The organism is Pandoraea apista (genome assembly GCF_001465595.2).
Lineage (GTDB): Bacteria > Pseudomonadota > Gammaproteobacteria > Burkholderiales > Burkholderiaceae > Pandoraea > Pandoraea apista.
Genome location: NZ_CP013481.2, coordinates 4,514,348 through 4,527,621, shown reverse-complemented (window position 1 = coordinate 4,527,621; position 13,274 = coordinate 4,514,348). Strand labels below are relative to the sequence as shown.

Genomic DNA, 13,274 nt, shown 5'->3' with positions numbered 1-13,274 from the left:
GGCGCGTGCTTTACCTCTTGCTCGGCCAGGCCGGGTGGATGATTTGCGTGATGAGTGCCGCTCACGGGCGCGGATGGGTGGGGGTGGTGTTTGTGACCTTGCTCGTCGCAGCGCACGTGCCATACGCGACAAGCCGTTCGCGTGAAGCGATGTTTATCGCCCTTGTCGCGTTTGCCGGTTGGGGATGGGAGTCGATTGTGCTGAGAACTGGCTGGATCGCGTATCCCGCCGGTAGTTGGCCGGCCGGATACGCGCCCTACTGGATGGCCGGTCTTTGGGCGCTGTTTGCTATCCAAATCAACCCGCTATTCTCGTCGCTGCGCCCGCATTGGCTATTGGCCTCACTACTCGGCGCAGTGGGGGGGCCGCTGTCGTTTCGCGCCGGGGCTGCGCTAGGCGCCGTCACCTTTACTTCCCAGTGGGCGGCCCTTACCGTGATTGCCATCGGATGGGCCGTTCATTTCCCCGTACTGCTGTGGTTGGGAGGGCGAATCGGGTCTGCGCCGATGTGGCGGCCCGCCGCGCAGTCGGGAGGTGCGTGCGCGAAAAAGTCCAAGGGCAAGCTTCGGTGATCCGGGCGCTGCGGTAAATGAATTGTGGACAACGTGCTCACCGATCAGGGATTTGCAAGGAAAGTCGTCGCGAAAGTCCCGCATTGGCTTCTGATGCCGCCGATTCTGCAAGAGAGATCATCCGATCGCGGTCATTTCCGGCAAGCTGGCGGCGCGCTTCTCGCCGGAGACGATTGCGGTTCGGTCGTTACCGTTTCCGTCGGAGCCCTTTTCGTGGGATATCTACTGGCATCGTCGCAACGACAATAGCGCCTCGCATCAGTGGATGCGCGATCTGGTCGCCGGCGCCTGCTCGACGATATAGTCGCGCGGCCGATACCCGCCCTCACAGGCATCGGCCGACAACAGCGCCAATGCCTCAGAACTTATGCACCATGCCTACCCGTAGCGCGGCCTGATTGCGTGAGGACGAGGCATTGGCGATGGCACCTTCGAAGATGTCGGCATGTGCGGCATCGGCGTTCGCGCGCTGGAACGATGACATTGCGTAGAGCTCGGTCCGCTTGGACAACTTCTTGTCGATCACGACCCCTACAAGCTGATAGCCGGGCGATGCACCCGAGTAGCCGACGCTGCCGGCCGTGAACGTGTATTCCGCGCCGACTGTCCACGAGGGGGCGAACTGGTAGTTCGCCCACACCTCGTAGTTCGTGAACGCCACCGTCGCGGTCGTTGCGTTCGCCTGACCGAACAGCGTGCGCGTGTAGTTCGCGCCGAGCGTAAGCGCGTCGATATTCCATGTGGCGCCCAGTCCCCACGCTTGCAACGACGCCGGATTGCCAACATAGCTGAACGGTCCTGCCGCGCCGATGGCCGCTCCGCTCGTGTTGGCGAGGAAGTTACCCTCTGGGAATAATGTTGCAGGATGTTTCGCTTGCAGGTAGCCGCCTGCGATCAGCAGCGAGCCGATGCGATAGCGTGTTCCGGCGCTCCATGTCCCTACCGTCGCGGTGCCGGGAGAGTTCGAGTTCGACAGTCCAAGCATTGCCCCGAACGAGAGGCCGCCGTAATCGACGCTGGTGAATTTGATCGAGTTGTTCACGCGGTACGAATCGCTCGTGTTGTCGATATCGCTGGCATGAGCGAACATGGGCCCCCAGTTGCCGTTGAACGTGACCGGCTGCACGAAGTCGACGATCTCGTCGTACTGACGGCCGATCGAGAGTGAGCCGAGCGAGCGGTCGCGCAATTCGATGTAAGCCTGCCGTCCGAACTGACGTCCGCCCTGAAAGAGCTGTCCGTTCGCCGAATTGAAACCATTCTCCAACTTGAATGCTACCGAGCGTCCGCCCCCGAGATCCTCGCTGCCCATGAGCCCCCAGCGGCTGCCGTATATTCCCGACAGCGTGCCGTCGACTATCGACCACTGCGACTTTCCGCCGCTGTTACTTACATAGTTGATCCCTGTGTCGATAACGCCGTATAGCGCGACGTTCGACTGCCCATACGAAAAACCTGTCGACAATGCCAACAGTCCCCATGCCCACTTCGCACGTTTCATAAGACTTCCCCTTTATTGCCACGTTTAACATCAACAAAAATATGTTTGGATTACTAATTTATTGATAATTGGAAATTCCGTATCTACCGGGCGTGTTGCGAACCTTTCGCTACCTCGGCGTCAGTCCGGGCTCGCTGAGATGCCACGGTGTGACGTGCTGATAGGCGCTTGCGTAACGCAATAGGGAGAACTCTGACCGGGGCCGGCCGATCAGTTGCAGTCCCACGGGCATGCCGGTGTCGTCGAACCCAATGGGTAGGGACAACGCGGGAACACCGAGATAGTTGAAGCCGCGGTTCGAGCGAAGCAACGCCGTCGTGAGCGCTACGGCCGCCTGAGGGTGATCGGACAGGGCGGCAATCGGCGGCGCCCGCACGGTGACCGAGGGACAAATCAACAGATCGTGAGACGTGAAGACGTGCGTGACGAACTGTTGCAGGCTGGGTACGCGTGCGGCGACCGCTCGCGCATACGTGGCCGGGTCGACTTGTCCGGCCGAGGTCAAGCGCATGCGCGTGGCGGGCGAGAGACGCTGTGGCAAGCGTTGCAGACGATCGCGGTGCAACGCATGCGCTTCGAACGAGGTCGTTGCCGCAGCGTACGCATCGCAATGCTCGATCTCGTCGAGCTCGAGCGGATGCAACGTGGCGCCCAGCGCCTCGAAGACGCTCAGGGCTGTCGCGATGCATTTGGACAGGCCGCTGTCGCGAATATCGAAGAACGGATGCTGTGCGAGCGCGATACGGAGTCCGCGCAATGGCTGCACCTCGCCAGACGACGTAAGCATGCCGTTGCTATCCCACGGGGCCGCCTTATTGTCAGGATCGGCGAGATCGGCAAGCGCGGAGATGAAGTCCCGTGTCGCGCCGTTGGCGGAAACGCTATCGGAGCCTTTCGTGTCGACCGGACGACGAATGACCGAGAACACGCGTGCACAGTCCTCGGCAAGGCGCGCCATGACACCGATCGTGTCCTGCGAGCGGGAGAGCGGCACCGTGCCGCGGGTGTCGACGCTCGCAAACGTCGGTTTGAGACCGACCACCCCGCACAGGGCCGCAGGAATTCGCACCGATCCGCCCGTGTCTGCGCCCAGCGCGAACATGACGGCACGGCCAGCGACAGCGGCCGCCGCACCGCTCGACGACCCGCCGGCGATCATCGCGGTATTCCACGGATTTCGCACCGGCCCGTTTGCCGCATGCAATCCGGTCGCACCGTAGCTCAGTTCGTCGACAGCCAGCTTGCCCAGCCCCAGTGCACCAGCATTCCAGAGCGCCGCGAGCGCCGGTGCAGGCAGCCGGTCGGTACACAAGTCGTCGAAATGCGAACCGGCGCGCGGCGGGGCCGAGCCATCGGCGAACACGTCCTTATGACCGAACGGCACGCCGGCGAGCGGTTTCGTGACGTCGACGACCGGCGGCTTCGCATCAGGGTTGCCGCCCGGGCCAACCCAGCAATGCGTGGCTGCGCCCACGCGCCGGGCGCTGGCGCCAAACGCCTCCATGACGCCGGCTGGCGTCAGTCGACCGGTGCGCAGGGCGTGTCGCAGCCCGTCGATCGACTGGCTCAGCGGGGCGACGTCGACGGCCATGTCAGACATGGCCGTATTTCGCAAGCGCATCGGCGAGGCTCAGCCCCTGCTGCAATTCGGCGCGAATGCTGCGCTCCTTGTCGGTGAGCCGCTCGGCTTCGACCAGTACCTGGTCGACCAACGCCGCCGGAATCACGATGACCCCGTCCTCGTCGCCGAGGATGAAGTCGCCCGGACGGACTTCGACCCATCGAGAAGACGCTCCGCGCAGGCTGACGGGTATTTGCCAGCCGTCGACCTTCCATCGACCGATGGACTGCACGGGCGTGCGATAGCGAGCGTACAACGGGTATTCCTGGGCGCCGATCCAGCGCACGTCGCGAATGCCGCCGTCGATCAGCGCACCAACGCTGCCGCGCTCCTTCATGCCGATGGCGATCAGTTCGCCGAAGTAGCAGATGCCCTCGCCGTCGCCGCTCCATACCGTGATCTCGCCGGGCGACACGCCGGCACAGGCCTGCATTTTCTCGGCGTCCCCGCCCTGCGGGTACGGCATCATATGCCCGTGGATGGTGTACGCCCAGCCCGCGAGCTTGCCGGCGTCGGCAGGATAGGGGGCGAACTCGGCCGCAAGCCCCTGATTGAAGTAACCCATCGCATCGAGCACGTCGGCGACGTTCGACGTATCGACGATCAGAAAGCGCTGGCGAATCGCTTCTTTTTCCTCAGGACTACGAATTTTTTGATTTGCATTCATTGCATTCTCCATGAATTTCAATGTGTCAGATGCTGGGAATCATGCCGCCGTCGACGCGAATGACGGAGCCGTTGATGAACGAAGCCCGTTCACTGGCGAGGAATGCCACCGTGTCGCCGTATTCCTCCGGCGTGCCATATCGGCCGACCGGAATGGTGGCAATGCTCTGCGTGACGATGGCGTCGAGTGAGCGCGATTCGCGGTGGGCACGTGCCTCGTCGAGTGCGCGAATGCGATCGGTTCCTATACGCCCCGGCAGCACCACGTTGACGCACACACCATCGGCCGCGACTTCGTTGGCCAGCGTTTTCGACCAGCCGAGCAACGCGGCGCGCAGGGTGTTCGAGACGCCCAGATTGGCGATCGGTGCGATCACGCCAGACGAGGTGCTGGTCACGATTCGTCCCCAGCCTTTCGCACGCATGTCCGGCAAAACGAGGTCGGTGAGATGCATGAGCGAGAGCACCATCGCCTCGAATTGCGAGCGCCAGGTTTGCGCCGCCACGCCTGCCGCGCCCGACGGCGCCGGGCCACCCGAGTTGTTCACGAGGATGTCGGGGGCGCCCAGATCGCGTTTCACCGCCTCGACCATGTGGTCCAGACTGTCGATCTGCCCCAGATCGGCCACATAGCCGCTCGCCGTGCCGCCCGCTGCGCGGATCTTGGCAACGGTCTGAGCCAGTGCCTCTTCGCTGCGATCCGACACCGCGACCTTCGCGCCTTCGCGGGCAAGCGCCATGGCGATCGCACCGCCCAGCCCGCCACCGGCCGACATGACCAACGCAGTCTTGCCTGTTATGCCCAAATCCATGTCTGCTCCTTATTCGTAATATCGATGGCAGTCCGAGCGAGACTCACGTGCCGACGCGCAGCGGACTGCGGACTTTGCGCAGGGCCGCAAGCACGCTTTGTGCCGTGATACGGCCGGTCTTGGGGTTCTCGGTCGGAATGTTCTGAATGCTCATCGAGAACGATGCCGCGTCGGAGTCGACCTCGATGGTGTGCGTGTTGCGGGTGAGCGCCGGGTCAGCCCAGATTTCGAGTTGTGTGTCGTCGGGGCCGACACCGGCGAGTGCGAGGGCTACGACCACGTTCAAATTGGCCGGAAATCCCTTGGCGGCGTCTCGTGCGTTGCCCGAGAAAATGCGGATCGGTGCCGTGACGTCTTCGATCCGGATGTTGTTGTCGACCAGAAACGGGGCACCGACCAGACCGCGCACGGGCTTGCGGGTGATCATGCGCACCGAACGGATCTTGCCCTCGGCGGCGGCGGTGACGGCGTCGAGGCCGAGCAGCGCGCCAGTCGGCACGATGATCTGCCCGCCGTGCTGGCGGGCGAGCGCGACCAGATCCATACGGTCGAGTAGTGCGCCGCAGCTCAGTACGATGAGCGTCTTGCCGGCACGCAGTACCGGCTCGGCAATCTCTCCGACCAAATGCGCCGGCGCACACTCGATCACGATATCGGAATGCTCGGCCAGCTCGCCGATCGAGACCAGCGGCACGGGTTGCCGCAATGCGCCGATGGTCTCGGCGGCTTTGGCCGGGTCGCGCACCGCGATGGCTGCCAGCTTCAGGCCGTAAATCCCTTCGTCGAGCCGTGCTGCCAGGGTCTTGCCGACAGCGCCAAGTCCGGCAATGCCGACGCGCAACTCCTTGTAGTTAGGCATATGTGCTCCTCTCATGTGGGTATCGATGCAATGGAAGTCGCGGCTGCCTCACGGCATGTCGAGACTGATGAAATGGTCGGCGATCGCGCCGGTCGTCGTTAGCCAGATCTGGTCGCGATGCCGTGCAATGTGTTCGAGTGCGCGCCGGAAGTGCCGAAGCCGGAACGGTTGCCCGATCAGGAACGCATGGATCGAGATTCCGAACACGAGCGACTGTTGCCGGCTTTGCGCGAGCATCTCGTCGAAGTTGTCGATGATCATGTCGGCGAAATCGGCGGCGCTGCCGTGATGCAGGGCAATTGCGGGAATATCGTTCACTTCGTGCGGGTAAGGCACGCTGAGGATGCGCCCCTGACGCGTGCCGATCCAGACGGGTTGATCGTCGATCGGCCAGTCGAGCAGATAGCGATAACCGGCTTCTTGCAGCAGGTCGGGTGTGACGGGGCTCGGATTGACGCCGGGACTCAGCCAGCCTCCCGGCGCCCGCCCTTCGTGTCGCGTGATGGCCTGCGTCACGTCGCGAATGAGCTGACGCTCGCCGGCTTCGTCGAAGTCGTTCTGATGCTCGGAGTTCGTTCGGCCGTGGCCGAGTATTTCGTCGCCACGAGCGCGCAGCGCTGCAACGACTTCGGGGCAGTGGTCGTAGCACTCGGAGTTCAGCAATACGGACAGGGGAATGCCCAGCGTGTCGCACAATTCGATGATGCGCCACACGCCGACTCGGTTGCCGTACTCGCGCCAGCCCCAGTTGTAGGTGTTCGGGTGCGGCAGGCCCGGCGAGTACGAGATGCCCAGACCGGTGTTGTACGAGAAGTGCTCCAGATTCAGGCACAGATGAACGGCCAGACGGCGGTCGCCCGGCCAGCAGAACTCCGGACGAGACACGATGCCGGAGTAGCGGAAGCGGTCATGCGAAGGAAGCATCGTTAGCCTCTGCAATGCGGTGAAGTAAGAAAGTCATGTATGCCGGCGCGTAAGGTCGAGCCATCAGGGACGGTAGGACGCCGGCGCGCTGAGAAGCGAAAGGTCGACCGTTGCCAGATTTTGCGCGCTGATCAGCACCGAGGGGGCTTGCACGTCGCGTTGCACCGGTTTGTGCGAGGCGGCAGCCACCGCTTGTCGCAAGGCCTCGCGCCCTTGCGTCACGATCTGTTGTGCGGATGTGCAAACCAGATCGCCGCTCTTGATCATCTGCTGGGCCGTCTGGCTCAGGTTCGACGCACTGATCTTGACCTGTCCACGGCGCTGCGCGCCCTTCACTGCAATGAGGGCGCCGGCCGCCGAGTCATCCACGGCGTTGTAGATGCCACCCAGATCGGGGAAGCGTTGCAGCCAGTTGTCGACCAGATTGATCGCGTCGTTGCGCGTGATCGCGTTGCGCGATTCCGCTACGACCTTGATGTTGGGATAACGAGCCTTCAGCGTGTCGAGAAAGCCCTGGCGGCGCTGATCGGCCCACGATTGCCCCTGTTGCTGCGAGATCATTGCCACCTCGCCCTTGCCCGCCATGGCGTCGCCCAGGCATTGAGCCTGGAGTCGGCCCATCTCGTAATGGTTGGCGCCGACCGTAGATGCCAATTTCGTGCTGGCCGGAAGGCTCGACAATCCGACCACCGGGATACCTGCCCCGATCGCGTGCTCGACCGCGCCACGCACGGCTTCGCCATTGGTCGCCCCGACCACCATCGCGTCGACCTTGCTCTCGGACAAATCCTGTATCTGCGATATCTGGGTGCTGACGTTGGCATCGCCGCCCGCATTGAGCTTGACGAGCTTCACGCCGAGCTTCTTCGCTTCGTCCTCGACACCGTACGTCATGGACACCCAGAACGACGACGAAAGATCAGGCGTGGCGTAGCCGATCGTCACGGCTTTCTGGGCGTGCGCGTTGCCCAGCAGGGCCAGCAGAAGGCCGGCGGCGCACATAGACTGCTTGAGTTTCATGAGGGGTCCCCTTTGCAGGATCATGGGTAAATCGTGGTTGAGCAGTTGACTGAGGCAGGCGTCACGACGTGGATCCAGGTTGCAGACGCCGAAGTTGTTGCAACAGGAAATCCATCCCTCCGCACACAACGATGATGAGTCCGAGCATCAGTTCGGACATGAAAGGTGAAGCGCCGATCAGATTCAGCCCGTTGAGCAATGCCTGAATGAACAGCACGCCAACCACGGCCTGCCAGACCCGCGCCCGGCCGCCCATGAGCGAAATGCCACCGATGACGCACGCGGCGATCGATTGCATTTCCATGCCGTTACCGTCCACGGCCACCGCCGAGCCGCTGCGCGCGAGCAGCAACACCCCTGCCGCGCCGGCGAACGCGCCGCACAATGCATAGGCGGCCATGCCAGCCCGGCGCACCGGCACACCGACCAGACCGGCCGCATTGGTGTTGCTGCCGATCATGCAGAACCAGCGACCCAGCGGGGTGCGCATGGCGAGCCACCAGGCGAAGAGCAACAGCGGCAATGCGCATACGGTGAGAGCGGGCACGCCGAACCACGTTTGATACGCGAGGGCGTGCAAATGGCTCGACGTGGGCAGGAGCACGGCGTCGGCGCCGCCCGACGCGGCGGTGGCAACGCCGCGCACGACGAGCGCCGTCCCCAGCGTGACGATCACGGGCTCGATGCGACGATAGGCGACGAGATAGCCGTTGATTGCACCAAACCCCAGGCCGACGACGATGGCAACGCCGATGGCGGCGGTATCGCCAAGACGCAACGCCGTCTGAGCGGCCGCGATGGACGCGAGCACGGCGACAGGGCCGACCGAAATGTCGAAGCCGCGCGTCACGATCACCAGCATCTGTCCTACCGAGAGCACTAGCAAGAACGTGCTTTGCGACAGCACATTGCCCGTGTTGACGAAGCTCGCGAAGCCGGGCGCCGTGGCAGCCAGCACCACCCAGAGCACCACCAGTGCGCTTACGCCGGACAGTTCTCGCACCGACAGGTTGGCGGGCATCCGCAGGGCCGGGAGGTTAGCATGCCGGTTCATGACGACCCCGCTCAGTGTTTTCTGGTTATCCATAGGTTCTCCGTTCATCCCGCACGGGAGACGCGCAGGCGTCGTCCGCTCATTCCTGTCTGACGCGCCAGCACTGCACCGACGATCACAATGCCCAGCAGCATGTTCTGTACGAGGCTCGGCAAATTCAGTAGCACGAGCGCATTGACGACGATGGTGAGAATCAGCACTCCGATCAGCGCATGCAACGCGCTACCCTTGCCGCCGGCAAGCGGCACGCCACCGATGGCGCACGCCGCGATGGCTTCGAACGGCAGGCCCGGGTACAGATTCGGCTGACCCGATCCGAGCCGGGACGTGAGCACAGCGCCTGCTGCCGCCACGAGCAGTGCATTGAACAGATAGGCACCGACCACGCGACGCCGCACCGGAATTCCCGCGAGCCGCGCAGCCGCTTCGTTACTTCCCAGGGCGAAGCACTCGCGGCCGAAGCGGGTAAAGCGCAAGGTGATACCGACCAGCACAAAGCTCCCGAGCGCGAGCCACAACGGGGCGGACATGCCTAGCCACGAGGTCTGCACGAGCGTGGAGAAGTCGATGTCCGGCGGGGCGTCGAGCGGCATGCCGCCCACCATCGCGCCGCATAGTCCGTGCACGGCGATCATCGAGCCCAGCGTGACGAGAAATGGCGGCGCTTGCATCACTCCGATCAGTACGCCGTTGACGAGGCCCAGAGCGAGCACAGCCAGCGCGGCCAGCGCGAAGGCGCCGCCGGTGCCGTACTGCGCCCCGGTCATGACCGCGGTCACGCTGAACAGCGCCACCGCCGACCCGATCGAGAAATCGATGCCGCGCACAATGATCACGAGTGTCTGGCCCAACGCGGCGAGCAGCAGAATCGATGCCACGCGGGAGAGATTCGCGAGATTGCTGACGGTGCCAAAGCGAGGCACTGCGACCCAGCAGACCACGAGCAGTGCAACGCCAATCCAGAGTGCCGGCGGCACGCGATCAAACCGCTGCATGGTTCGCCTCCTTTTCAGTGGTATGCGTCAAGGTTATTGGGGATGCATCGGCAATGCGCGCAATCACCTCTTCCAGTGGCGTGCCGCGCGGCAGTTCGCCCGCCGGGCGGCCGGCGCGCATGACGACAATGCGATGCGCGAGCGCGACGACTTCATCGGTATCTGTCGACGCGATCACGATGGCGATCCCGCGTCGCGAGGCGTCGATCAGGACGTCGTGGATCGCCGCGCGAGCGTGGACGTCGACGCCGCGAGTGGGTTCGATCACCACGAGGACCGATAGGCCGGGTAGCATCAGATTGCGAATCAGCATGACCTTTTGCTGATTGCCGCCGCTCAGCGCGTCGATGGGCAGACTGGCATCGGCGGGTTTGACGCGTAGCGCCTCGAACCACGACGCCGAGGCTTGCCGCTCCATGCGCGCGGTGAGCAGGCGTGCACGGGCGATCGAAGCGAATGTCGATGCCGCTGCGTTGGTCGCGCAGCTCAGGCCCGGCAGGATGCCTTCGGCGCTGCGATCTGCCGGCACGAAGCCAACGCCGTGCTGCATGAATTGCATGCGCGACGCGCCGCCCAGCGCATGACCGTCGACCGAAATGCTGCCATGCGACAGTGCGCGTGCGCCCGCCAGCGCTTCCCCTACCTCGATGGCCCCGGCGCCGATCAGGCCCACGATGCCGACCACCTCGCCTGCACCGATGCTCAGCGACAGGTCGGAGAAACGCGACTGACACGCCGCTTGCCGTACGATCAGACGAGGCGCACCCACCGGCCCCGGTTCGCGGTGTACGCGCTCTGCCACGGGACCGACCATGCCTTCGACGATCTGACGGTGTGAGAGGGTGCCGATCGGTGCCGCATCGATCACCGTGGCGCCATCGCGCAGGACAGTCACGGCGTCACAAATGCGCGTGATCTCGCCGAGCTTGTGACTGATGAATACGATGCCCAGCCCTTCGGCCTTGAGCGAGGCCACGGCTGTGAAGAGGCGTTCCGTCTCGTGTTCGTTGAGTGCTGCGGTCGGCTCATCGAGGATCAGTACGCGACACTGTGAGGCCACGCCACGAGCGATTTCGAGCAACTGGCGTTCGGCCATCGACAGGCTGGCGACCGGTTGCCGTGCGTCGACGTGAAGGCCGATCCGGTGGGCCACGCCCAAAAGGTCGTCGCGGTGGGCGCTGGCTGCGCGTCGGCCGAACGGCTGCGCTCGCGCAATATCGAACGCCCTTAGGTTTTCTTCGACACTCAACTCGGGGAAGACGGTGGCGTGCTGATACACCGGCACGACGCCCATGGCGATGGCGTCGCGCACCGAGTGGAATTCGCATCGCCGGCCTTGCAACACGATCTCTCCCGCATCGGGTTTGAGCGCGCCAACGAGCATTTTGACCAGTGTGCTCTTGCCTGCGCCGTTCTCGCCCATGAGCGCGTGTACTTCGCCCGGCTGCACGCGCAAGTCCGCATGCCGCAGTGCTTGCGTCGCGCCGAACGATTTTGCGAGTCCACGAGCGTCGAGCAGTGCCCCGGGCTGGTCCTTGGTGATCATTCTGTCCTCCTGCCATCGTTTGATTGCGCTTTGCACGGGATCAATCGTTAGCCGCCAAATTTCTGTTCACAAACAATTTGATCGCCCCGACGCATGAGCTAGACTCATCCATGACTTGGCCCGACACTTCGACATCGTGAGACGAGATCTTCCCAATCTACTGTCGTTGCGTGCATTTGAATGCGCAGCTCGCCATCTGAGCTTCACATTGGCCGCAGACGAGCTTTGCGTGACGCAAAGCGCGGTGAGCCGGCATATCAAGAATCTGGAAACGCACTACGGCCTAAGACTGTTCAACCGGCTCACGCGCGAAATCGAACTGACGGAAGCGGGGCAGCGACTCTTTCGCACGGTCGAGAAGTCGTTTAACGCGATCGAGGCGGCGTCGCGAGAGCTCGCGCCGCGCGAGGTCAAGCGCAGTCTTGTGGTCAGTATCCTGCCCACATTGGCTTCCACCTGGCTGATGCCCCGGCTGGCGAAGTTCACGCAACTGCATCAGAACGTCGAAGTTCGACTGCATACGTCGATTGCCCCGGTGTCTTTCGAGCGCGATGGAATCGACATTGCCATTCGTGTGGGAAAACCGCCGGCACAGCGTCGTCGCAAGGGGGCGCCACGCGTCGATTTGGTCATGACGGTGGAATGGAAGGGGGTGGCTAACGACCGTCTGTTCGCAGACGTGCTGGTGCCCGTGTGCCGGCCCGCGCTGCTGGGCAAGCGGGCCACGGTCGATGCACTCGCGCTGCAACGTCTTCCGCTGATCCATACGGATTCTCGTGCGCACGCGTGGGAAGACTGGTTCGGAACTCAGGGCGTCACTTATCGGCCAGGTGCGCGCGATTTGCATTTCGGTCACTTCTTCATGTCGGTACGCGCGGCGCTCGACGGTCGCGGCGTGGCGCTCGTGCCCGATGTCGTGGTCGAAGACCAACTGGCGTCGGGCGATCTGGTCATCGCCTCGCCGGCTCGGGTGGCCAGCGCCGGCGATTACTATGCGATCTATCGACGCGAGCGGGCAGACGAACCCGCGATCGCGGCATTTCGTGCGTGGATCGCGGCCGAAAGCGCGCCTGTACTGGTCGCACAAGGGCTCGCGGATTGATCTGTTGCGTTGCCCGCCGTCTGTCTGAACAAGTAAGCTCTGACTTCGGTACGGCGACGTTGGATCGAAGTCGATGGCAACGGTTGCGCCGTTTCTTGTTCTGTGAGGTGGGGAATGACGTCGGGTATCGACACAACCACGACTGCCCCGAAGCCGGGGCATGTTGGCCCCGTTGCGGCAACGATCGGTGTGGTCTTCAAAGACGGGCGAGTATTGCTGGTCAGGCGCAGAAACGAACCGGATGCCGGATATTGGGGTTTCCCGGGCGGCAAGATCGACCGTGGCGAGTCGATCACGGCAGCGGCGACGCGCGAAATATTCGAGGAGACGTCTGTCACCGCCGAAGCCGTGAAGATATTTACGGCGGTCGATGTGCTGGACAAGGACAAGGGAGGCGCTTTGCGTCATCACTTTGTCCTGATCGCCGTCTTGTGTCATTGGGTCGCAGGCGAGCCGGTGGCGGGCGACGACGCGCTCGAGGCGCGCTGGTGGGATCTCGACTCGCTCGACGAAGCGGGACTCGTCATGAGCTTCGGCGTGATGGAGGTCGTGCGCGAGGCATACGCGTTGTCGACCTCGCGCTCGTGTTGATTCGGGGGCTG

At 63.4% G+C, this 13,274-nt stretch carries 13 protein-coding genes; 3 read left to right on the top strand and 10 right to left on the bottom strand.

Annotated features, from left to right (window positions below):
• The first annotated feature begins 5 nt into the window (after positions 1 to 5).
• A complete protein-coding gene (locus tag AT395_RS20380) occupies positions 6 to 572 on the top strand; it encodes a DUF2878 domain-containing protein (RefSeq protein ID WP_072632884.1) in 567 nt (188 codons plus the stop codon).
• Between the two features lie 358 nt (positions 573 to 930).
• Here AT395_RS20380 and AT395_RS20370 read toward each other — a convergent pair whose 3' ends face one another.
• The 10 genes from AT395_RS20370 to AT395_RS20325 all read right to left on the bottom strand — a co-directional run bounded on the left by AT395_RS20370 (position 931) and on the right by AT395_RS20325 (position 11,570).
• Positions 931 to 2,073: a porin gene (locus tag AT395_RS20370; protein ID WP_082164764.1), complete on the bottom strand. Its 1,143-nt coding sequence runs from the start codon at positions 2,071 to 2,073 to the stop codon at positions 931 to 933.
• Between the two features lie 109 nt (positions 2,074 to 2,182).
• Positions 2,183 to 3,673, bottom strand: a complete 1,491-nt coding sequence (locus AT395_RS20365) for an amidase (RefSeq protein ID WP_167370743.1) — start codon at positions 3,671 to 3,673, stop codon at positions 2,183 to 2,185.
• Positions 3,666 to 4,361, bottom strand: a complete 696-nt coding sequence (locus AT395_RS20360) for an RraA family protein (protein ID WP_107338433.1) — start codon at positions 4,359 to 4,361, stop codon at positions 3,666 to 3,668. Before AT395_RS20360 ends, AT395_RS20365 begins: the two co-directional genes overlap by 8 nt.
• A 25-nt stretch (positions 4,362 to 4,386) precedes the next feature.
• On the bottom strand, positions 4,387 to 5,172 hold the full coding sequence (locus AT395_RS20355; protein WP_042114742.1) for an SDR family oxidoreductase: 786 nt from the start codon (positions 5,170 to 5,172) through the stop codon (positions 4,387 to 4,389).
• 43 nt (positions 5,173 to 5,215) lie between these two features.
• Complete coding sequence (locus AT395_RS20350) at positions 5,216 to 6,031, bottom strand: aspartate dehydrogenase (RefSeq protein ID WP_042114744.1); 816 nt, start codon at positions 6,029 to 6,031, stop codon at positions 5,216 to 5,218.
• Positions 6,032 to 6,079: 48 nt separating this feature from the next.
• On the bottom strand, positions 6,080 to 6,955 hold the full coding sequence (locus AT395_RS20345) for a polysaccharide deacetylase family protein (RefSeq protein WP_042114745.1): 876 nt from the start codon (positions 6,953 to 6,955) through the stop codon (positions 6,080 to 6,082).
• Between the two features lie 63 nt (positions 6,956 to 7,018).
• Positions 7,019 to 7,975, bottom strand: coding sequence for a TMAO reductase system protein TorT (locus AT395_RS20340; RefSeq protein WP_048628840.1), 957 nt, complete (start codon positions 7,973 to 7,975; stop codon positions 7,019 to 7,021).
• 61 nt (positions 7,976 to 8,036) lie between these two features.
• Positions 8,037 to 9,062, bottom strand: a complete 1,026-nt coding sequence (locus tag AT395_RS20335) for an ABC transporter permease (RefSeq protein WP_048628841.1) — start codon at positions 9,060 to 9,062, stop codon at positions 8,037 to 8,039.
• An 11-nt stretch (positions 9,063 to 9,073) separates the two neighbouring features.
• A complete protein-coding gene (locus AT395_RS20330; RefSeq protein WP_042114748.1) occupies positions 9,074 to 10,024 on the bottom strand; it encodes an ABC transporter permease in 951 nt (316 codons plus the stop codon).
• The gene (locus AT395_RS20325; protein ID WP_048628842.1) at positions 10,011 to 11,570 is read right to left on the bottom strand and encodes a sugar ABC transporter ATP-binding protein; all 1,560 of its coding nucleotides are present in this window, start codon (positions 11,568 to 11,570) and stop codon (positions 10,011 to 10,013) included. The genes AT395_RS20330 and AT395_RS20325 overlap by 14 nt, the downstream gene beginning before the upstream one ends.
• Positions 11,571 to 11,706: 136 nt before the next feature.
• On the opposite strand from AT395_RS20325, the gene AT395_RS20320 reads away from it, so the two are divergent.
• A complete protein-coding gene (locus AT395_RS20320) occupies positions 11,707 to 12,672 on the top strand; it encodes a LysR substrate-binding domain-containing protein (protein ID WP_042117991.1) in 966 nt (321 codons plus the stop codon).
• A 114-nt stretch (positions 12,673 to 12,786) separates the two neighbouring features.
• On the top strand, positions 12,787 to 13,263 hold the full coding sequence (locus tag AT395_RS20315) for an NUDIX hydrolase (protein ID WP_048628844.1): 477 nt from the start codon (positions 12,787 to 12,789) through the stop codon (positions 13,261 to 13,263).
• Positions 13,264 to 13,274 lie beyond the last annotated feature (11 nt).

Coding starts and splice junctions, on each gene's coding strand:
- AT395_RS20350 (WP_042114744.1), bottom strand. CDS start 6,031: ATGCCTAACTACAAGGAGTTGCGCGTCGGCATTGCCGGACTTGGCGCT.
- AT395_RS20345 (WP_042114745.1), bottom strand. CDS start 6,955: ATGCTTCCTTCGCATGACCGCTTCCGCTACTCCGGCATCGTGTCTCGT.
- AT395_RS20325 (WP_048628842.1), bottom strand. CDS start 11,570: ATGATCACCAAGGACCAGCCCGGGGCACTGCTCGACGCTCGTGGACTC.
- AT395_RS20330 (WP_042114748.1), bottom strand. CDS start 10,024: ATGCAGCGGTTTGATCGCGTGCCGCCGGCACTCTGGATTGGCGTTGCA.
- AT395_RS20355 (WP_042114742.1), bottom strand. CDS start 5,172: ATGGATTTGGGCATAACAGGCAAGACTGCGTTGGTCATGTCGGCCGGT.
- AT395_RS20335 (WP_048628841.1), bottom strand. CDS start 9,062: ATGGATAACCAGAAAACACTGAGCGGGGTCGTCATGAACCGGCATGCT.
- AT395_RS20315 (WP_048628844.1), top strand. CDS start 12,787: ATGACGTCGGGTATCGACACAACCACGACTGCCCCGAAGCCGGGGCAT.
- AT395_RS20340 (WP_048628840.1), bottom strand. CDS start 7,975: ATGAAACTCAAGCAGTCTATGTGCGCCGCCGGCCTTCTGCTGGCCCTG.
- AT395_RS20370 (WP_082164764.1), bottom strand. CDS start 2,073: ATGAAACGTGCGAAGTGGGCATGGGGACTGTTGGCATTGTCGACAGGT.
- AT395_RS20365 (WP_167370743.1), bottom strand. CDS start 3,673: ATGTCTGACATGGCCGTCGACGTCGCCCCGCTGAGCCAGTCGATCGAC.
- AT395_RS20360 (WP_107338433.1), bottom strand. CDS start 4,361: ATGAATGCAAATCAAAAAATTCGTAGTCCTGAGGAAAAAGAAGCGATT.